This window comes from Myxococcus guangdongensis (assembly GCF_024198255.1).
GTDB lineage: Bacteria > Myxococcota > Myxococcia > Myxococcales > Myxococcaceae > Myxococcus > Myxococcus guangdongensis.
On the sequence record NZ_JAJVKW010000007.1, the window covers coordinates 110,646 to 130,779 of the forward strand.

At 70.3% G+C, this 20,134-nt stretch carries 12 protein-coding genes; 4 read left to right on the top strand and 8 right to left on the bottom strand.

Features of this window, described 5'->3' with window-relative positions; all coding sequences use genetic code 11:
- Entirely contained in the window at positions 1-756 is a 756-nt protein-coding gene (locus LXT21_RS22385) for a hypothetical protein (protein WP_254040207.1), read from the bottom strand.
- Between the two features lie 429 nt (positions 757-1,185).
- On the opposite strand from LXT21_RS22385, the gene LXT21_RS22390 reads away from it, so the two are divergent.
- Entirely contained in the window at positions 1,186-2,220 is a 1,035-nt protein-coding gene (locus LXT21_RS22390; RefSeq protein ID WP_254040208.1) for a hypothetical protein, read from the top strand.
- Positions 2,221-2,315: 95 nt separating this feature from the next.
- Here LXT21_RS22390 and LXT21_RS22395 read toward each other — a convergent pair whose 3' ends face one another.
- The 3 genes from LXT21_RS22395 to LXT21_RS22405 form a co-directional block, all read right to left on the bottom strand.
- Positions 2,316-4,652 (bottom strand): hypothetical protein, encoded by a 2,337-nt coding sequence (locus LXT21_RS22395; RefSeq protein WP_254040209.1) that lies wholly within the window; start codon positions 4,650-4,652, stop codon positions 2,316-2,318.
- 132 nt (positions 4,653-4,784) lie between these two features.
- Positions 4,785-6,362, bottom strand: a complete 1,578-nt coding sequence (locus LXT21_RS22400) for a sigma-54-dependent Fis family transcriptional regulator (protein WP_254040210.1) — start codon at positions 6,360-6,362, stop codon at positions 4,785-4,787.
- Positions 6,363-6,377: 15 nt separating this feature from the next.
- Entirely contained in the window at positions 6,378-7,211 is an 834-nt protein-coding gene (locus LXT21_RS22405) for an MBL fold metallo-hydrolase (protein ID WP_254040211.1), read from the bottom strand.
- A gap of 271 nt (positions 7,212-7,482) precedes the next feature.
- Here LXT21_RS22405 and LXT21_RS22410 point away from each other — a divergent pair, with 271 nt between their 5' ends.
- On the top strand, positions 7,483-8,247 hold the full coding sequence (locus LXT21_RS22410; protein WP_254040212.1) for a ParA family protein: 765 nt from the start codon (positions 7,483-7,485) through the stop codon (positions 8,245-8,247).
- A gap of 55 nt (positions 8,248-8,302) precedes the next feature.
- On the opposite strand, the gene rnk is transcribed toward LXT21_RS22410, so the two are convergent.
- The 4 genes from rnk to gltB form a co-directional block, all read right to left on the bottom strand.
- On the bottom strand, positions 8,303-8,719 hold the full coding sequence (rnk, locus tag LXT21_RS22415) for a nucleoside diphosphate kinase regulator (RefSeq protein ID WP_254040213.1): 417 nt from the start codon (positions 8,717-8,719) through the stop codon (positions 8,303-8,305).
- Between the two features lie 108 nt (positions 8,720-8,827).
- A complete protein-coding gene (locus tag LXT21_RS22420; RefSeq protein ID WP_254040214.1) occupies positions 8,828-11,641 on the bottom strand; it encodes an ELWxxDGT repeat protein in 2,814 nt (937 codons plus the stop codon).
- Positions 11,642-12,076: 435 nt separating this feature from the next.
- Positions 12,077-13,534: a glutamate synthase subunit beta gene (locus LXT21_RS22425; protein ID WP_254040215.1), complete on the bottom strand. Its 1,458-nt coding sequence runs from the start codon at positions 13,532-13,534 to the stop codon at positions 12,077-12,079.
- A 3-nt stretch (positions 13,535-13,537) separates the two neighbouring features.
- The gene (gene gltB, locus LXT21_RS22430; RefSeq protein WP_254040216.1) at positions 13,538-18,094 is read right to left on the bottom strand and encodes a glutamate synthase large subunit; all 4,557 of its coding nucleotides are present in this window, start codon (positions 18,092-18,094) and stop codon (positions 13,538-13,540) included.
- 174 nt (positions 18,095-18,268) lie between these two features.
- Between gltB and LXT21_RS22435 the strand changes: the two genes are divergently transcribed.
- The gene (locus LXT21_RS22435) at positions 18,269-18,757 is read left to right on the top strand and encodes an NUDIX hydrolase (RefSeq protein WP_248542736.1); all 489 of its coding nucleotides are present in this window, start codon (positions 18,269-18,271) and stop codon (positions 18,755-18,757) included.
- A 130-nt stretch (positions 18,758-18,887) separates the two neighbouring features.
- Positions 18,888-20,099 (top strand): PepSY-associated TM helix domain-containing protein, encoded by a 1,212-nt coding sequence (locus tag LXT21_RS22440; protein WP_254040217.1) that lies wholly within the window; start codon positions 18,888-18,890, stop codon positions 20,097-20,099.
- The last annotated feature ends 35 nt before the right edge of the window (positions 20,100-20,134 follow it).

Genomic DNA, 20,134 nt, shown 5'->3' on the forward strand with positions numbered 1-20,134 from the left:
CTAGTCGTCGAGGATGCCCCAGTAGACCTCGAGCCGCAGGGCCGCGGAGAGTCCACGCGCGCGCAGCGTGGGCGACAGGCGTGAGAACCGCGCGGCACCCTCGGCGCCGACGTGCAGGAAGTTCCACTGCCACCAGCCGCTCAGGCCCACCTCGTGCTCGCGGAAGGAGCCTCGCGTGAGCTCGCGCCCGTACCGGTAGCTGAGGCGAAGGAAGGGGATGTCCAGGGCGTGGAGGGGGATGGCCGATACTCCCGACTCCAGCAGCCCCAGGTCCCCAGGACCGTCGACCTGCGTATGGACGTAGCGCGCGTGGACCGTGAGCGGGAGCTTCCCGAAGGGCACGAACCACCACGTCAGCGCGGGAGCGACGGCGCCGATGCCTCTGTCACCCAGGACGATGGGCGTGAGCTGCGAGGCAAACCCGCGGCCCTCGTTGGCCTCGACGTCCAGGCTCGCCACGGACGGCATGAAGCTCCACGGCGCGGGGAGCGCGAGCGAAGCGCCCGTGCCCGCGGACCAGGCGGTACGACCTGGATCGCCGGGGTCCAGGGCGGGGTCCGAACCGAGCCGAGAGACCGAGAGGCGCCCGCGCAGCATCACGTCCGCCAGCCACCGCTGTTGAACCTCCGCGTGGGCGAACTTGCCACCATAGGTGATGTCGGGCGCGGCCTCGGGGCTCAGCTTCTGATTCGCGAGCCCCGCGCGGACGTCGACATGGTTGTAGAGATTCCCCGCGGGATGCGGGGAGCCACACATCTCGCCAGGGCCCTGGCCGCAGTCAAGGAGGATGCAACCGACGCCCTTCTGGGTGCAGATGCCGCAGCTGTCGTTGCAACAGCGCTCATCCGTCTCGCAGTAGTTGGCACCACATCGCGTCCTCGCCGCGCAAGCCCACTGCGAGCACGCCCCGATCACGAGGAGGACGATGCCCATCCACCTGCGCAGGCGTTGTGGGGCACGTGTCGCGGGGGCGAGGGGAAACGGGTGTGGGCTCACGAGATGTCGGCTCCTGATCTTCCCGAGTGTGGGAGGGCGGCAGGAGAGCGGACGGGCCCCTGACGGGGCATCATGGAATCCTCACGTTTCCAACATTTGTCTCGCACGACCTGTCCACGGTGCCGTCCGGCAGGAGGCGGTTCATGGGGCACATGTTCCATTGAGGACGTGGCGTGCCCCCGGGCGACCTTGCGCGAGCCTGTCCGGCGCACCACCTTCCCTCGGTATCCGGGGCCTGTCGTGGAGCAGGCCCTGTTCGTGCGGCCGGGGGACGGGATGGAATTCTGGCGCGCCGTGCTGGCGCCCATCTATGCGGCGCTCCTGGCGGGACTGGTGGTGGCCGTGCTGACCGTGGGACGGCGGGGGCCGGACTCGCGAGTCCCCCGTCTGCCGCTGGTCTGGTTCGGACTGCTGGCCCTCGGGGGCTTCCTGCTCGTCTCCGGGCTGGGCAACGCCGCCTTCGTGGTGTGGTCGTCCGAGTCGTTCGGTCGGTCGCTGGGCATCGCGCTGCTGGTGGCGGCGGCCCTGCTCGCAGTGCGGGGGACCCGGGTCCGCTCGGGGTCGGAGCTGCTGCGCGACTCGGCGCCGAAGCACCTGGATGACGCCGTGGCGGAGCTGCGCGCTGGCGCCCCCTCGAGCTGGGGTGTCTTCCAGGGCACGCTCGATGCGCAGGAAGAGCTCACCTCGCCGGGCGGAGTCGGCTGCGCGTTCTACGAGGCGGAGCTGCGAGAGGTCGCGTCAGATGGACACAAGGGGACGCTGCTGTCACGTGAGCGCGCGTACTCACCGACGCTGATGTTGCGCGGCGCACGCATCCGGGCGCGAGTGCGGTTCTCTCCCGCGTCGTTGATGGCGCCGGTGCGGCCCCGTCGCTGCCGGACGGTCTGCATGCCGACGCCTTCCGCGTGGCCCGAGGAGCGGCCGGTGACGCCAGAGGGCGCCGCGGTGCCCGAGGCACGTCAGCTGACAGACGAGCCCTGGGCTCTCTCGTGGGAGCGCGTGGGAATCGCGGGGGAGACGTGCTTCGTGGTGGGCGAACTCAAGCGTGGCCTGAGCGAAGGCTCCTACGAGCTGTGCGGTCGCGGCGGCGGCCCCGCCCTGGTCGTCTTGGGGCCCGAGGCACAGGACACGCGAGGCACGCTGGCGCGCCGCGCCTGGACGCACTTCACGGCGGCCGGGGTGATGTCCGTGGCCGCCGCGCTGATGCTGTCTCGCACGCTGTGAACGCCGTGTCCTGACGACGTTGACGACGAACAGGGCGCTCGGTCCACGGCCGCCGCGCTCATGGTGTCGCGACCGCTGTGAGCCCCGCTCCCTGACTACGTCGTCGACGACGGGCCCCATGCGGTGGAGAACACGAACTGCTCCTGGCTGCTCGCGACCCGCACGGTGAACGTGCGCTCGATGCCACCGAGTCCACGCGGAGTGGCCTTCGCGACCTCGGCCAGCAGCGCCCCCGCGGCGCGCAGGTGGAACCCGGTGTTCCACATCCCCTCCAGCTCACCGTGCACCGCGCGCAGCTCCTCGCCGCTCCGGCGCTCGTCGATGGCCCGACGCAGACGCACCATGCCCTCCACGAACCGGCGGCACTTGCCGAGTGTCCCGCTGTTCGCCTGCGTCACCTCCGCGAAGGTGAACTTGCCGCCCACGCCGCTCCACGTCTTCTCGCGCAGCAGCAGGTCCGAGGCGAGCTGCTTGACCGTCGCGTCGCGCTCGATGAACCACTGGGCGATCTGCGCGGCGCGGGTAGGGGAGAGGTCCCCGGAAAGGAAGCTGCCCTTGTCGAGCACCTCGTTCAGATACGACTCCCAGATGGGCGCGTACACCAGCTTGCGGAACTCCGGGGACACACGCGCCGTCTGCTCACTCCAAGGCATGGCCCGGGCGAGCGCGCGGGAGAACAGCTTGACGTCGAAGCCCTGCAGTCGCGGCAGGAGCTCGCGCAGCATGTCGTCCGACACCTTGAGCTCCAGCTGCGTCTCCACGTCCGACTTCCACACGGACGCATCGAGCTTCGTCAGCACCGTGGCGGCGTCGTTCCCGTCCAGCACGCCCCACACGACGGCGTCATCCACCGCCTCGCGCAGCTCCTGCTTCGACAGCTTCTTCTTCTGGCCCCACAGCAGCATGTGCAGACCCAGCCGGAAGTCCGGCGCCGTCGGAGCCAGGGTGAACGTCTCCATGTCCGCGCGGAAGTCCACCACCCACCGGCCCCGGTGACCCAGGAACGAGTCCTCGTACGCACGCTGCCCCAGGAACGCCTGCCGCCGCGCACCCTGGAAGTTCTCCTGGTTCACCCAGGTCTGCTTCCGCGTGGAGCGCGCCTTGAGCACCTCGAAGCTGCCCAGTCCGAGCGTGAAGCCCACCGTCGACTGCAGCGTCGCGGACGCCGTGTTCAGGTAGTTGCGCAGCGTGTAGCTCCCCGCGTTCGCCGGCTCTCGCAGCCACGCGAGCAGGTCCACCAGGCTGCCGCGCAGGAGCGAGCCGTGGAAGCGAAGCGCGGTGGCCTCGTCCAGCTCCACCTCCAGCAGCGTGGAGGACTCGGAGACCCGCAGGTACTCGTACTGGAAGGACGCCGCCACGCGCGCCTTCACCAGCGTGTCGAGCGCGCTCGAGACCTTCTGCTTGAGCTGCTCCCACTCCTGCTTCAGGTGGTCGAGGACGACGAGCTGCGGGTCCAACCCCAGCCGCTCCAGGATGCCCCGCAACACGGCCTGCTCCTCGGCGCTGAGCACCTTGTCGAGCGCCTTGTCGACGAGCTCCTCCACCTTCGCCTCGGCCTGGCCGGTGATGGCCGTGAGCACCTCGCCGAGCCGCTTTCGCACCGCCTCCGCGTCGGCCAACTCCACCTGGAGGTTGAGCCCCGCGCCCAGCGTGGCCTCGCGCGACTTCGCCTTGCGCACCGCCAGCTGGATGCGGCTCGCCGCGGGGCGGGAGAAGACGAGCTGGTAGTCATCCGTGAGCGACACCCGCGCGCCCACCTTCGCGTCGAGCGCCGTCTTCAGCTCGATGAGCTCGCTGGTGCGCACGAACGCCAGGTTCGCCAGGTTCGTGGTGAACAGGTCCGCCCAGTTCAGCTCGAGCCCCGCCTCCAGCGTCCCCCGCACCTGCCACGCCACCGCGTCGCCCGGGCCCAGCTTGGTCAGGTCCGTGGACAGCACCAGCAGGCGCGGATGCGACAGGTCCTCCTTCGCCGCCTCGCGCATGTTCCGCGTCAGCGGGTGCGCCCGGTAGTCGCTGAGCGTGGCGAACACCTCGCTCTTGCCCTGGCCCGACACGAAGGGCAGCGAGCCGGTGGACCCCGCGGACTTGATGCGCGCCGTGGCCTGGTAGCGCATCCAGCCGAGGTTGCCTCCCAGCAACAACTGGGGCCGGGAGCCATCGGAGGCCGGCGCGTTGGCGGCGGCGGGCTCGCCCACCACGCCGTTCTCGTCCACGTCACCGGGCGAGTTGAAGTTGCGGACCGTGGCCTCCACCGCCGCATCGAACGAGAGCGTGAAGTCCGCGAGGCTCAGCTTGGGCGGCAGGATGTTGTCCCGCGTGAGGCCCTCCTGCTCGAGCGTCACCCGGATGTCCTGGTCCTGCAGCTTCACGTCCGGAAGCTTCTCGGCCAGCGCCTGCGGAAGTTGGGCGAGCAGCGACTCGATGACCTTCATGGGCTTCCCCTCGGACGGAATGAATCAGCCGCGCCAGCATGCTCCAGGTTCTACCGGGAGGCACGTGCTGTCGGTTCCAAGGGATAATTCTGGACTGACCCGGAAGGCCGCCTGCCCACCGGGGAGCGGCGCTCACGCCTCGTCGGCGAGGCCGTACTCCTTGAGCTTGCGGGCGAGCGTGTTGCGGCCAATCTCCAACACCTTCGCGGCGGCGGTGCGGTTGCCCTTCACGGCGTCCAGGACGCGCAGGATGTGCAGGCGCTCCACCTCGGCCAGGGACTTCAGGCCCGTCTCGGACACCGCGGGCGTCGCGGCGCGCACGGGCTCCGCGGGCGTGCTCCCGGGGACGCGGTCCATGTCCGGCAGGGGCAGGTGCTCCTCGAGAATCTCCCCCTCGCACAGCACCACGGCGCTCTCGATGCAGTTCTCCAGCTCGCGCACGTTGCCGGGCCACCGGTAGCGCTTGAGTCGCTCCAGCGCGGCGGGGCTGAGGCGAGGTGTCACCAGCCGGTGTCTCCGCGCGGCGGTGGCGATGAAGTGCCGGGCCAGCCGCTCGATGTCCTCGGCGCCGCGCTCGCGCAGCGGGGGCAGCACCACCTCCACGACCTTGATGCGGTAGTAGAGGTCCTCGCGGAAGCGGCCCTCGGCCACCATGCGCGCCAGGTCCCGGTGCGTGGCCGCGACGATGCGCACGTCCACCTTGATGGCCTGTGTGCCACCCACGCGGTCGAACTCGCGGTCCTGCAGCACGCGCAACAGCTTGCCCTGTACGGGCAGGGGCAGCTCGCCAATCTCGTCGATGAACACGGTGCCGTTGTCGGCCGCCTCGAACTTGCCGGGCATCCGGTGGTCCGCGCCGGTGAAGGCGCCCTTCTCGTGGCCGAACAGCTCGTTCTCGATGAGCGTGGCGGGCAGGGCGGCGCAGTCGACCTTGATGAACGGCTTGTCGCGGCGAGGACCGTTGACGTGCACGGCGCGCGCGAACAGCTCCTTGCCGCTGCCGCTCTCTCCGCGCAGCAGCACGGTGGCGTCGGTGGGCGCGGCCTTGCGCACCAGCCGGTAGATGCTCTGGAGCTGGGGGGACTCGCCGATGATGCGGTTGAAGAAGTAGCCCACCGGCGCCTGGGGCTGGTCCTTGGCGCGCTGCAGCTCCTGGTAGAGGCTGGTGCTCTGCAGCGCGGAGCTCACCTGCGAGGCGATGGCGTCCAGCCGCTCGGTGTCCTCGGGCGTGAAGCGGTCCGCGCCCCGGCGGTTGAGCACCTGGAGCACGCCGTACAGCGCACCATCCACGTCACGCAGCGGCACCGCGAGCAGGCTGGTGGTGCGGTAGCCCGTCATCCGGTCGATGTCCGCGAAGAAGCGCTGCTCGCCGCGCGGGTCCGGCACGTTGATGGGCTGGCCCTGCTGGGCCACGGTGCCGGCCACGCCCTGGCCCAGCTTCACGCGAATCTGGGACACCTCCGGCAGGTGCGCCGCGCGGCTGAACAGCTCGCGCCTCGCCGGGTCCAACAACCACAGCGTGCCCCGGTCCGCCTGCATGGTGGCGGCGATGCGGTCCATCAACGTCTGGAGGAAGGCGTCGAGGTCCACCTCACGGCCCACCAGCGCCCCGAAGGGGAGGAGGACCTGGGTGACATCCGGGGCGGGGGGCATGGTGGGCAGGGGCGGGAGGATGAAGGCCGAAGCGTCACCATAGCATCCGTGTGGCATCGTCCGGCCCACCTCTCAGGCCGCGCGGCCCAGCACCAGTCGTTGACCCTCGCGCGCCGGCTCGCACACCGGGAACAGCTCCCGCGCCTGCTCGGCCATGTCCTCCAGCACCTCGTCCGAGTGCGCCGGGTCATGATGGAACAGGCACAGCCGCCGGGCGCCCACCGTCTTCGCCACGCCCGCCGCGTCCATCATCGTCGAGTGGCCCCAGCCCTTCTTCGGGATGCCCTTCTTCCCGTTGTACTCGTCGGGCGTGTACTGCGCGTCCAGACACAGCACGTCCGCGCCCTCGAACAGCCGCGCCACCTCCGGCGACAGGTCCTCCATCCGCAGCTCCACGTCCGTCGCGTAGATGAACGAGTGCCCGTCCGCCTCCACGCGGTACGCCAGGCACCCCTGCGGGTGCGGCACGTCGATGGGCGTCACCTTGAACGGCCCCACCTCCACCGTCCTCGCGTGCAGCGCGGACAGGAAGTCCATCTTCGAGCGCATGGTGCTCAGCGGCACCGGGAAGTGCGGCGGCTGCATCTGCGCCGCCAGCTCCGACTGGAGCGCCTGCGCGCCATTGGCGCCGGGGCCGTACATCGTCAGCCGCGACGTGGGCAGGTACGCCGGCGTGAAGAAGGGGAAGCCCTGCACGTGGTCCCAGTGCAGGTGCGAGAAGAACATCGTCACGTCGTGCGGAATCGGCTCGCGCATCATCGACTCGCCCAACGCGCGGATGCCCGTGCCCGCGTCGAGGATCAGCCGGTGGCCCTGGCTCGTGACCTCCACGCAGGCCGTGTTGCCGCCGATGCGTGAACCAGAAACCGCGATGCTGCCGCGAACGCCGTAGAACCGGATATCCATGAAATGCCTCCTCAAGCTGGCGGGCCTCCTCGGGAGGACGCCCTGATGCCCCGTGCTTCAGCACGTGGGATGCCATGGCCAAGTGGCTGGAATTATTGGCGGGAGGTCTGACATTCCGGGGCGTTGCACCATTCTGGAGCGCCCCTGGATGGTGCGGCCGTACCATTCCGGAGCGTCCGGAATTCAGGGGTGTTCTGAGAGGTGCCGGGGCGCCAGAGGGCTCGCGTGGGAGGTCGGTGGCGGCGTGGGAGATCCGGTATAGGACGGGCCCATGGCGTTGATTGCGTTCTGCACCATCAAGGGCGGCGTGGGGAAGACCACGCTCTGCGCGCACGTGGCCTCCGCGCTGGCGGACGCGGGCCGGCGGGTGCTCGTGTTGGACATGGACCCCCAGGCGCACGCGTCGCTGGTGCTGGGGTTGGAGAGCCGCGAGGGGCCGTGCATCGCGGAGGCGTTGGGGCCCCGGCCGAAGTACCGGCTGGACGACGTGGTGGTGGCGTCACCGAAGCGGCCCACGCTCTTCATCGCTCCGGCCGCGCCGCGCATGGCGGCGATGGAGCGCGAGCTGTTCCAGTGGGGTCACCGGCTCCAGGCGATTCCGCGCGCGCTCAAGACGCTGAGCTGGACGCCGGACGTCATCCTCGTGGACACGCCGCCGAGCATCGGCGCGTACACGGAGGCGGTGCTGGCGTTCGCGGACCTGGTGGTGGCGCCGGTGCCCACGGGCGCGTTCGCGCTGCAGGGCTTGGGAGAGATTGAGGCCGCGTGGCGCGACGTGCGCGAGGCGCAGGGCGGCGATCTGGTGGCGGTGGTGAACCTGTGGGACCGGCGCACGCCTGCGACGAACGGGGCGATGGAGGAGGCGCTGAAGGACTCGACGGTGCCGGTGTTGCGGGCGCGCATCCCGCGCTCGGAGTCCATCAATCAAGCGGGGCTGGGCTACGAGGTCGTCTTCGACACGAGCCCCGCGGCGCCGGGTGTCGAGGAGCTGCGCTCGCTGGCGCAGGAGCTGTCGAAGCGGGTGGGGCTGCGCTGAGGGAATCGTCGACGCCCGTCCCTCTCGACGGACGGGACGGGCGCCTCGAGGGCCCTCAGAGGTGGTAGTGGCCCGCGGCCTCGGGCTGGTACGGCACGGCGACGATGCGCAGCCGCTTGGTGCGGCCGTTCGGCAGCGGCCAGACGATGGACTGGCCCACGGACAGGCCGATGAGGGCGCTGCCGATGGGCGCCAGCACGGAGATGCGGCCCTCGTCGCTGCGCGCGTCCTTCGGGTAGACGAGCGTCACCTGACGCTGCTCGCCGGTCTGCTCGTCCTCGAAGAGCACGGTGCTGTTCATCGTCACCACGCTGGGGGGCACCGTCTGCGAGCTCATGACATGCGCGCGGCCCAGCTCCGACTCGAGCAGTTCGACGAGCTCGGCGGTGCGGCCCCCTCCATGGTGGTCGATGACCTGGCGCAGACGGTCCAGGTCGGTATCAGTCACGATGAGGGACTGCTCGCTGGTCATGGCGATGACTCCGGGGAAAAAGGAATGAGGATAGGGTGAACACTGCGGCAACGGTTGGGAGAAATATCTATTCCCGGCGAGCCCGGAGAGGCCTTGCGGGGGGCGGATTCATTCGCGCTCGCGCGAAGCAGGGAGCCGCAGGACCCACCACTCGATGCCCTGGGCGCCGTCGTCCGCGAGGAAGAAGGTCTGCGTGTTCGTGGGCGTGAACACGTAGGGGAGCGAGCCCCGTTGTCCGGGGGCCAGCTCCTGGCGCAGGACGGTTCCCGCCGTGGTGCCGTTGGACTCCCAAAGCTCGGCGCCGTTGCGGCCGTCGTCGGCGTGGAAGAGGACGAGCGCGCCGACGGAGGTCATCCATCGAGGCTCGGAGCCCTGGGGGCCGGGGTTCAGGTCCTTCACGAGGACGGCGTCGTCGGGGGTCCGGTTCGCGCGCCAGGGTTCGCGGCCGTGGACCCCGTCGTCCGCGCTGAAGAGGACGCTCGGCCCCAGGGCCGTGAAGTCCTCGGGATAGGAGCCCGAGGGGCCGGGGTTCACGTCGAACACGCGCGCGGTGCCGGGACGGGTGGCGTCGGTGGACCAGGGCTCGCGGCCGACGGAGGGCTCGGTGGCGGCGAAGTAGACGCGATCTCCCGTCGCGGTGAAGGAGGCGGGGGACGAGCCCTCGGGGCCGGGCCAGAGGTCCCCGAGGAGATAGGTGCCGGGCGCGGTGCCGTCGCTGACCCAGGGCTCGTCTCCCTGCCGTCCATCGTTCGCCGCGAAGACGATGCGCTGGCCGCGAACCGTGAGCGAGGACGGGAAGGAGCCCGCGGGCCCCGGGCGGATGTCCTTGACGAGCCGGGTGCCTGCTTCGGTGCCGTCGCTGACGCACAGCTCCCAGCCCAGGTCGGGGACGTCGGCGGTGAAGAAGATGCGCGAGCCCAATGGCGTGAGGTGACGGGGTGAGCTGTCGTCGACACCCGGGGCGAGGTCCTTGACGAGCACGGTTCCCTGCGGAGTTCCGTCGGTGCGCCAGAGCTCCTCGCCATGGAGCGCGTCGCGAGCGTTGAAGTACGCGACGCCGTTCATCACCACGGGGGTGCCCGCGCCCTGACTGCTTCCCAGGCCGGGGCGGATGTCCTTGATGAGGGTGGTGCCCTGCGAGGTGCCGTCGGTGCGCCAGAGCTCGCGGCCGTGCACGCCGTCATCGGCGAAGAAGAGGACCCAGGGGCCGAGGACGACGAAGCCGGAGGGCTCGGAAGAGAGGGGGCCGGGGCGGAGGTCCTTGATGAGCACGGTGCCCTCGGCGGTTCCGTCGGTGCGCCAGGGTTCCTGACCCACGCTGCCGTCGTTGGCGTCGAAGAAGAGGGTTCCCGCGCGAGTCACCCAGGCATGGGGATCGGGGCCGCCCGCGCCGGGATGGATGTCCTGGATGAGGCGTGCGGGGCCAGAGGTGCTCAGGCGCGCGTCCTCGTCGTCGCTCGTGCGCGAGAGGCGGCGGGAGAGGACTCGGAAGTCGTAGCCCAGGTCTCTGGCCCAGAGCTCCGCGCCGGCGGCCCGGGTGTTCGCGGTGAAGAAGACGCGTCGGCCGCTGACGGTGAAGTCGCGAGCGGAGGAGGAATACGCGCCAGGGGCGAGGTCTTCCATGCGCGAGGTGCCGCGTCCGGAGCCGTTGCTGGTCCACGGCTCGTGTCCCTTCCCGGGCTCCCTCGCGGAGAAGTACAGCCGGCCGAGGGTGGCGCGCAGGAATGCGAGCGCCGAGCCTTCGGGCCCTGGAGTGATGTCCTTGATGAGCACGGTGCCTTCGGCGGTGCCATCGCTGCGCCACAGCTCGTCCCCGTGCTCGGGGGTCCACGCGGAGAAGTAGAGGCGTCCGTCTAGCGCGGTGAGCTCGCGAGGATTGGCGCTGTCGGGACCCGGGGCGATGTCGCGCACGAGGAAGGTGCCATGAGAGGTGCCATCGCTGCGCCACAGCTCGTCCCCGTGCGTGGAGGTGTGGGTGACGAAGAAGAGGAGGGAGCCCGCGGCGACGGCGCGGGGTGAGGCGTCGACGATGGGGAGCGAGAGGTTGGTGACGTGCTTCGTGCCATTCGGGGTCCCGTCGCTGGTCCAGAGCGAGAGGAACGGAGGCAGGGCGGGGAGGTCGTCCTCGCGTTCGTGGCGCACGAAGAAGAAGAGCTGTCCGGCGACATCGGTGAGCGCGCTGGGGCGGACGAGGGTGCCGGGCGGGGCGTCGAGGCTCCGAACGGCGTGGGTGCCCCGGGGCGAGCCGTCGCTGCGCCACAGGGTGTTGCCCATGAAGAAGAAGAGGCGGCCATTCGACGGGGTGAGGTGCGTGGGGAGGTCGTCCTCGTCGCGCTTGGCGAGGTCCTGGATGCGCTGTGTGCCGGAGGGGGTTCCGTCGGTTCGCCAGAGCTCGGTGCGAGACGCTGCCTGTGTGGCGAGGAAGTAGAGCGAGTCGTCGAGCACGGTGAGCGCCTGGGGGCTCGAGCTCTCATTGCCGGGCATGAGGTCCGTGACGAGCCGGGTGGAGGAGGCCTTGCCGTCGCTGCGCCACAGCTCCTCGCCGTGGATGCCATCATCGGCGACGAAGAAGAGGGTGTCTCCCAGGGCGGTGAGCTCGCGAGGCCGTGAGCCGAGGCGGCCTGGGCGGACGTCCTTGACGAGGAGGGTGCCCTGGTCGGTGCCGTCGCTCTTGAAGAGCTCGGTGCCACGGGCGCGGTCCGTGGCGACGAAGTAGAGCATGCCGCCGACATCGGTCAGTGCATGCGGGTTGGAGCTGAGGCGACCTCCGGCGAGGTCATCCACGGGGTAGGGGGCGTCCTGGACCTCAGGCGCTCCACCGAGGCCACGGGTCGACTGGGATTGTGCGTCCTGGTCCCCGCAGCACAGGCCCGTGAGCAGCAGCAACAGGTACAGCGAGGAGCGGAGGAGCCGCGGGTCCATGGGAGGGCACCGATGCGATGGGGCGCACAAAGGTGGCTTGTTCGACGCGCGTGTGAAGCCACCCCATGGGGATGGGGAAGTGTTCGCTCGAAGGGCATCCCTTCCAGTTGTCCATCCGGCATCGGAATGTTCCGACGGCGATCCAGCCCATGCCTAGGTCCCTGACGAGGTCTCTTCCTCGTCAAGGACCTGTCGAGCCGCATAGACGGTGATGGCGAGGGTGCCTCGGAGACGGGCTACCTTCGTCAGGGTGTCGACCTGCAGAGGCCAGATTGTCGAACGGGGCTCGGTCCCACCCTCGATGCCGATGTCGAAGCTTCGGGTCGTGCACGCATCCCAGAGGTCTCGTGCCCGACCCTCGAGCGCTTCGATGACCGCGCACAGGCCCTGGATGGCCTCGTCGGGATCCGTTCGTGCCATGGGGCACCATCATGCTCAGAACGGACTGTCCGCGCCGCGCGTCGGCAACACCGAGACGCCGCCGGACAGATATGCGTCGATGGACTTCGCGGCCTCCCGTCCGTCTGACAGCGCCCAGACGATGAGGCTGGCCCCTCGGCTCGCGTCGCCCGCGCCGTAGACGCCCTCCGCCGACGTGGCGAAGCGTGAGTCCACCTGCACGGTGCCCCTGGGCGAAATCGCCACGCCCAGCTCCTCCAGCCCCGTGGTCTCCGGCCCCGTGAAGCCCATCGCGAGGATCAGCAGGTCCACCTCGAGCGTCGTCTCCGAGCCCGGTACCTCCACGAGCCTCGCCCCTCCGCCCACGGAGCGCTGCACCTCCACCTTCACCGCGTGCAGCCTCTCCAGCTTCCCGTCCGACCCCTCCAGCCGCTTCGTCATCATCGCGAACGAGCGATCGCCGCCTTCCTCCTGGCTCGACGACGTGCGGAACACCACCGGCCACCGGGGCCACGGGTTCTCCGTCGAACGAATCACAGGCGGCGCCGGGAACAGCTCCACCTGCCGCACGCTCTTCGCGCCCTGGCGCAGCGCCGTGCCCAGGCAGTCCGAGCCCGTGTCACCACCACCCAGGATCACCACGTTCTTGCCCGACGCATCCAGCCGCGCCTGCGCCTCTCCATGCCCACCCACGAGCCGGTTCTGGTGCTCCAGGTACTCCATCGCCTGCACCACTCCCGCCAGCTCGCGCCCCTCCACCTCCAGCTCACGTGCCCTGCGCGCGCCCATCGCCAGCAGCAGCGCATCATGCCGACCGCGCAGCTCGCGGAAGCTCACCGAGCCCCCCACGTCCACGCCCGTGCGGAACACCACGCCCTCCGCCTCCATCAGCGCGATGCGACGCTCCACCACGGACTTCTCCAGCTTGAAGTCCGGGATGCCGTAGCGCAGCAGGCCGCCGACGTGCGCATCCCGCTCGTACACCGTGACGGTGTGTCCGGCCGCGTTGAGCTGCGCCGCCGCCGCCAGGCCCGCGGGCCCCGACCCCACCACGCCCACCGTGCGCCCCGTCCTCCGCTGCGGCGGCCGAGGCTTCACCCAGCCCTCCGCGAACGCCCGTTCGGAGATCTCCTTCTCCATCTGTTCGATCGTCACCGCGTCCCGGTCGATGGCGAGCACACACGCCGCCTCGCACGGCGCGGGGCACAGCCGCCCCGTCATCTCCGGGAACCCGTTGGTGCGACTCAGCAGCTCATACGCCTCGCGCCAGCGGCCCCGGTACACCGCCTCGTTGAAGTCCGGGATGAGATTCCCCAGGGGACACCCCTGGTGACAGAAGGGGACGCCACAGTCCATGCAGCGTCCGGCCTGTCGCTTCGCCTCCTCGACGGAGAGCGGCAGCGCGAACTCGCGGTAGTCCCCGAGCCGCTCCTCCTTCTCACGCTTCGGCGCGTGGACACGGCCCCACTCAGTGAATCCGGTCGGCTTGCCCATGACTCAGCCCCTCCCGCCCACGACGTGTTGGAGCTGCGCACCCACCGAGGTCTCCGGGGGCTTCTTCGCCGCGCGCCGCGCCTGCAGCACGCGCTTGTAGTCCGTCGGCATCACCTTCACGAACCGGGGCACCATCAGCTCCCAGTTGTCGAGCACCCGCCGCGCCAGCGAGCTGTGCGTGTGCTTCAGGTGCCGCTCGATCATCCCGTGGACGAGCCAGATCTCCGACTCGTCCACCAGTGACTCCAGCTCCACCATCTCCAGGTTGCACCGCTGCCGGAAGGCCATCTCCCGGTCCAACACGTACGCCGTACCCCCACTCATGCCCGCCGCGAAGTTGCGGCCCGTGGGTCCCAGCACCACCACCACGCCGCCCGTCATGTACTCGCAGCCATGGTCGCCCACGCCCTCGACCACCGCCTGCGCGCCGCTGTTGCGCACCGCGAAGCGCTCACCCGCGAGCCCACGGAGGTACACCTCACCCGCCGTCGCGCCGTACAGCGCCGTGTTGCCCACCAGCACGTTCTCCTCGGCCACGAACCGGCTCGACTGATGCGGGTAGACGATGATGCGCCCACCCGACAGCCCCTTGCCCACGTAGTCGTTCGCGTCGCCCTCCAGCTCCAGCGTGACGCCGGACACCAGGAACGCACCGAAGCTCTGTCCCGCCGAGCCCTTCAGCCGCACGTGCAGCCGGCCATCCGGGAGCCCGCGCGCGCCATGTCGCCGCGCAATCTCGCCCGAGAGCATCGTCCCCACCGCGCGGTGCGTGTTGCTCACCGGCCGCGTCAGCAACATCGCCGGGCCACCCTCCAGCACGGCCTGCGCGTCACGCAGCAGCTCGTGGTCCAGGTGGTCCGACACATCCTTGGACCGAGCCTCGATGCAGTGCCGGGGCTCGCTCTCCGGCGCCGCGGGAGCCGCCAGCAGCGCGGACAGGTCCACCCGCCGCGCCTTCCAGTGGTCCACCGCCGCGCGCTGGCGCAAGAGGTCCACCCGACCCACCAGCTCCTCCAGCCGCCGCGCCCCCAGCTCCGCCATCTTCCGCCGCAGGTCCTCCGCGATGAGCAGGAAGAAGTTCACCACGTCCTCGGGCTTGCCCTGGAAGCGCTCGCGCAGCGCGCCGTCCTGCGTGGCGATGCCCGCCGAGCACGTGTTGAGGTGGCACTTGCGCAGCATCACGCAGCCCACGGCCACGAGGCTCGCGGTGGCCATGCCGAACTCCTCGGCCCCCAGGAGCGCGGCCACCAGCACGTCGCGCGCGGTGCGCAGACCTCCGTCCACCTGCACCCGGATGCGCGAGCGCAGCCCGTTGTGCACCAGCACCTGCTGCGTCTCCGCCAGCCCCAGCTCCCACGGCAGCCCCGCGTGGTGGATGCTCGAGATGGGGGACGCCCCCGTGCCGCCCTCGTAGCCCGAGACGACGACGCAGCCCGCGCCCGCCTTGGCCACGCCGGCGGCGATGGTGCCCACGCCCACCTCGCTCACCAGCTTCACGCTCACCCGCGCCGACGGGTTCGTGGACTGGAGGTCGTAGATGAGCTGCGCCAGGTCCTCGATGGAGTAGATGTCGTGGTGCGGAGGAGGGGAGATGAGCGTCACGCCCGGCGTGGACCACCGCACACGCGCGATGCGCTCATCCACCTTGTGGCCCGGGAGCTGGCCGCCCTCACCGGGCTTCGCACCCTGGGCGACCTTGATCTGCAGCTCGTCCGCGTTCACCAGATACTCGGTGGTGACGCCGAAGCGCGCGCTCGCCACCTGCTTGATGGCGCTGCGGCGCAGGTTGCCGTCCTCGTCCGGCGTGTAGCGACGCGACTCCTCGCCACCCTCGCCACTGTTCGAGCGCCCACCCAGTCGGTTCATCGCGATGGCCAGCGTCTCGTGGGCCTCCGCGCTGATGGAGCCGAACGACATGGCGCCCGTGACGAACCGACGCGCGAGCGACAGCGCCGACTCGACCTCGTCCAGCGGGACAGGGCGACAGCGCTCCGTCGAGACCTCCAACAGCCCGCGCAGGTTACAGTGCTCGTGCGTCTCGTCGTCCGCCAGCCGTGAGTACTCGGTGAACAGCGCCGCGTCGTTGCCGCGCACCGCCGCCTGGAGCTTCGCGATGGTGGCCGGGTTCCACTTGTGCCGCTCGCCCTGGCGTCGCCACCGGTACTGGCCTCCCAGGGGCAGCTCGCCCTCGGACGGCTCGAAGCCCCGGGCATGTCGCTCCGCCACCTCGCGGCCCAGCTCGGGCAGACCCACGCCCTCCACTCGCGAGGACGTGCCGGTGAAGTGCCGCTCGATGAGCCCGCGCTGGAGCCCCACCGCCTCGAAGAGCTGCGAGCCTCGGTAGGACTGGAGCGTGGAGATGCCCATCTTGGACATCACCTTCATCAGCCCTTCCTCCACCGCGTGGACGTAGCGGTCCTGCGCCTTCTCCGCGTCCACACCCAGCTCGCCCGAGTCCGCCAGCGAGCGCACCGTGTCCAGCGCCAGGTACGGATTCACCGCCGCCGCGCCGTAGCTGAAGAGGCAGGCGAAGTGGTGCACCTCCCGCGCCTCCGCCGTCTCCAGCAACAGGCCCGTGTACATGCGGATGCCGTCGCGCACCAGGCGCTGGTGCACCGCCGACATGGCCAGCAGCGCGGGAATCGCCGCGTGCGTGACGTCCACGCCTCTGTCGCTGAGGAGCAGGATGCTCGCGCCCGCGTCCACGGCGTCCACCGCCGCGGCGCACAGCTTCTCCACCGCGTCCTCCAGCGCGCCCTCGCCGCCCTCCAGCGGATAGAGCAGCGACAGGCGCCGCGTCTCGAACAGGCCCTCGCCCCGGATGCTCGCGAGCCGCGCGAGCTGTCCGTTCGTCAGGATGGGGCCGGGCAACGACAGCCGGTGGCACTGCTCCGGCGTCTCCTCGAAGGTGTTGCTCTCCGGGCCCAGCGCCGTGGCCAGCGTCATCACCAGCTTCTCTCGCAGCGGGTCGATGGGCGGGTTGGTCACCTGCGCGAAGAGCTGATGGAAGTACGAGAACAGGCTCGGGGCCTGGTCGCTGAGCACCGCGAGCGGCGTGTCCGTGCCCATGGAGCCCACCGGCTCCTTGCCCGTCTCCGCCATGGGCGTGAGCACCGTGCGGATGTCCTCCACCGTGTAGCCGAACGCCCCCTGCAGCCGCGTCAGCTCGTCACCGCGCAGCCGCTCCGGCGCGGCCACGGTGGGCAGGTCGTCGAAGGTGAAGACGTTGCGCTCCAGCCACTTGCGATACGGCCAGCGCGAGCTGATGTCCCGCTTCACCTCCTCGTCCTCGAGGATGCGGCCCTCCGTGGTGTCCACCAGCAGCATGCGGCCCGGCGTCAGCCGTCCCTTGCGGCGCACCTGCGCGGGCGGCACGTCGATGACGCCCGTCTCCGAGGCCAGGATGATGCGGTCATCCTCGGTGACGAGGTAGCGCGCGGGCCGCAATCCATTGCGGTCCAACGTCGCGCCGATGAGCTGCCCGTCCGTGAAGGCGATGGCCGCGGGCCCGTCCCACGGCTCCAAGAGCGCGGAGGAGTACTCGTAGAACGCGCGCTTCTCGTCCGACATCAGCGCGTCGCCCTCCCACGCCTCCGGAATCATCATCATCATCGCGTGGGGCAGGGTGCGCCCACCCAGGTAGAGCAGCTCCACCATGTTGTCGAACTGCGCCGAGTCGCTCTTGCCCGGGACGATGATGGGCCACAGCGGCTCCAGGCTCCCGCCCAGCCGCGCCGTCTGGAGCAGGCCGCGCCGCGCCGTCATCCAGTTGCGGTTGCCACGCAGCGTGTTGATTTCGCCGTTGTGCGCGATGAAGCGGAACGGCTGCGCCAGCTCCCACGTGGGGAACGTGTTGGTGGAGAAGCGCGAGTGCACCAGCCCCAGCGCGCTGACGAACTCCGGGTGCTGCAGGTCCACGAAGAAGCGGGGCAGGTCGGCGGGCAGCAGCAGGCCCTTGTAGATGAGCGTCTCCGACGAGAGGCTGGCGATGTGGAAGCGGCCCTTCGGGTCCACGCCGCGTGCCTGCACGCGGTTCTCCGTCAGCTTGCGGATGCGGTACAGCTTGCGCTCGAAGGCGCTGGGCACCACGCGTCGCCGGGCGATGAAGAGCTGCCGGATGACGGGCGCGGCCTCCAACGCCACCGGCCCCAGGTGCTCGGGCGCCACCGGCACGTCGCGCCAGCCCAGCACGCGCTGGCCCTCCTCGGCCACCACCTCCTCGAGCGCCGCCTCACACGCGGCCCTCGCGTCCACCTCCTTGGGCAGGAACACCTGCGCCACGCCGTACTGCCGACGCGGGGGCAGCTCGAAGCCCAGGCCCGGCGCCTCGTGCTCGAAGAAGCGATGCGGCAACTGCACCAGGATGCCGGCGCCGTCGCCCGTCCGTGGATCCTTCCCCGCCGCCGCCCGGTGACTGAGCCGGTTGAGCAGCTCCAGGGCGTCCTCCACGATTCCTCGAGAGCGCTCACCTCGCAGGTGGGCCACGAAGCCCACCCCGCAGGCGTCGTGTTCGGTCTCGGGCTCGTAGAGGCCGTACCGGCCGGGGAGGATCGCGGTCATCAACTTCCCCTTTCCCGCCTGACGCGGGAGGTCATCGCTGTGTGGCCCTACGCTAACGCGTCGCGTTGACTCCCGTAAAGACGGGCGGGAGCAGGGGGCCGGCAGAGGGGTGGCGGGGCGAGGTGCCAACAAGGGCCTCCCCTCGGACGCAGGCTCATGGTGAGGTGCGCGCCCATGCCCTACTCACCCATCATCGGCACCCTGGGCTACGTGATGTCGCCGGATCAGCGCCGCGTGCTGCTCATCCACCGCAACGCGAGGCCGGAGGACGCGCACCTGGGCAAGTACAACGGCCTGGGCGGGAAGATGGAGCGCGACGAGGACGTGGCCGCGTGCATGCGCCGCGAGATCCGCGAGGAGGCCGGCATCGAGTGCACCCGGATGGTGCTGCGCGGGACGCTCTCCTGGCCCGGCTTCGGCAAGCAGGGCGAGGACTGGCTCGGCTTCGTCTTCCGCATCGACGCCTTCGAGGGCACCCCGCTGGAGCGCAACGCCGAGGGCACGCTCTCCTGGGTTCCCCTCACCGAGCTCCCCCGCCTGCCCATGTGGGACGGCGACAGGCATTTCCTGCCGCTCGTGTTCGACGAGGACCCGCGCGTGTTCCACGGTGTGATGCCGTATTCCGGCGGTCGCGCGGTGAGCTGGAATTACACCCGGCTGTGAGGTGGGCCGCGCCGTGCGTTGACGCTGCCCGGGAATGGGCGTACTCCTGCGAGCGGCAGTGGCGATAATGATTCTCAATATCGACACCTTCTCCGACGCTCCCGTCGCGACGCCGTGAAGTGAAGCGCCCATGGTCCTCCCGTTTCGCAAGACGCTCTTCTGGATTCACCTCGTGGTTGGACTCGTGGTGGGGCTGGTCGTCGCCCTCATGTCGGTGACAGGGGTCGCCATCGCCTTCGAGCGACAGGTCCTCGAGTGGGCGGAGGCCGGCTCACGCACCGTGTCCGCTCCCGGGCCGAACGCGCCGCGCTTGTCGCTGGAGGACCTGGTCGCGAAGGCGCGCGAGGCGAAGCCGGACGCGCAGGTGTCGGGCATCACCGTGTTCCCGTCGGAGACGGCGGCGGTGCAGGTGGCGTTGGGGCGCGCGGGCGTCGTCTTCGTGAATCCCTACACGGGGGCGGTGCGTGAGAGTGACGCGAAGGGCTGGCGCTCCTTCTTCCAGGTGATGACGGAGTGGCACCGCTGGGTGTCGATGGCGGGGGACAACCGCCCGGTGGGCAAGGCCATCACCGGCGCTTGCAACGCGGGCTTCCTGTTCCTGGCCCTCTCCGGGCTGTACCTCTGGTGGCCGCGCAAGTGGACGCTGAAGACGGTGCGGCCGGTGCTGTGGTTCCGGCGGGGCCTGAAGGGCAAGCCGCGCGACTTCAACTGGCACAACGTCATCGGCTTCTGGACGCTGCCCGTGCTCATCGTCCTCACGGCGTCGGGCATGGTCATCTCGTACAAGTGGGCGTCCGACTTCGTCTACACGCTGACGGGCAACACGCCTCCGGCGCAGCAGGGCCCGGGCTCGGCGGGCGTGAAGGTGACGCCGCCGACGGAGGATGCCCCGCGCAAGGACCTGGGCTCGATGCTGGGCGTCGTGGAGGAACAGACGCCCGCCTGGACGAGCATCACGTACCGGGTGCCGTCGCCGCCACGCGAGGCGAAGGGAGGCAAGCCCGACGCCGCGGTGGACGCCGTCACCTTCAACCTGAAGCAGGACGGCTGGCCCTACTTCGCGACCACCCAGGTCTCCGTGAATCCCTTCTCGGGTGAAGTCGCCAGGAGCGAGGGCTACGCGGAGTTCAACAGCGGCCGCAAGGTGCGCACCTGGCTGCGCTTCCTCCACACCGGAGAGGCGCTCGGCTGGCCCGGCCAGCTCATCGCGGCCATCGCCTCGCTGGGCGGCGTCTTCCTCGTGTGGACCGGCTTCGCCCTGTCCTGGCGGCGCTTCTTCCCGAAGCGCCAGCCGCGCGACACCGTGGCTTCACCGTCGGGGACACCCGAGGCCTCCGCCTGAGACCGGGTGTCCCAGGCGGCGCCCCGGGTCCTTCG

Excerpts from the sequence above, each read along its gene's own strand:
- LXT21_RS22440 (WP_254040217.1), top strand. The coding sequence starts at position 18,888 with ATGGTCCTCCCGTTTCGCAAGACGCTCTTCTGGATTCACCTCGTGGTT.
- gltB (WP_254040216.1), bottom strand. The coding sequence starts at position 18,094 with ATGACCGCGATCCTCCCCGGCCGGTACGGCCTCTACGAGCCCGAGACC.
- LXT21_RS22385 (WP_254040207.1), bottom strand. The coding sequence starts at position 756 with ATGTGTGGCTCCCCGCATCCCGCGGGGAATCTCTACAACCATGTCGAC.
- LXT21_RS22410 (WP_254040212.1), top strand. The coding sequence starts at position 7,483 with ATGGCGTTGATTGCGTTCTGCACCATCAAGGGCGGCGTGGGGAAGACC.
- LXT21_RS22435 (WP_248542736.1), top strand. The coding sequence starts at position 18,269 with ATGCCCTACTCACCCATCATCGGCACCCTGGGCTACGTGATGTCGCCG.
- rnk (WP_254040213.1), bottom strand. The coding sequence starts at position 8,719 with ATGACCAGCGAGCAGTCCCTCATCGTGACTGATACCGACCTGGACCGT.
- LXT21_RS22400 (WP_254040210.1), bottom strand. The coding sequence starts at position 6,362 with ATGCCACACGGATGCTATGGTGACGCTTCGGCCTTCATCCTCCCGCCC.
- LXT21_RS22395 (WP_254040209.1), bottom strand. The coding sequence starts at position 4,652 with ATGAAGGTCATCGAGTCGCTGCTCGCCCAACTTCCGCAGGCGCTGGCC.
- LXT21_RS22425 (WP_254040215.1), bottom strand. The coding sequence starts at position 13,534 with ATGGGCAAGCCGACCGGATTCACTGAGTGGGGCCGTGTCCACGCGCCG.
- LXT21_RS22420 (WP_254040214.1), bottom strand. The coding sequence starts at position 11,641 with ATGGACCCGCGGCTCCTCCGCTCCTCGCTGTACCTGTTGCTGCTGCTC.
- LXT21_RS22405 (WP_254040211.1), bottom strand. The coding sequence starts at position 7,211 with ATGGATATCCGGTTCTACGGCGTTCGCGGCAGCATCGCGGTTTCTGGT.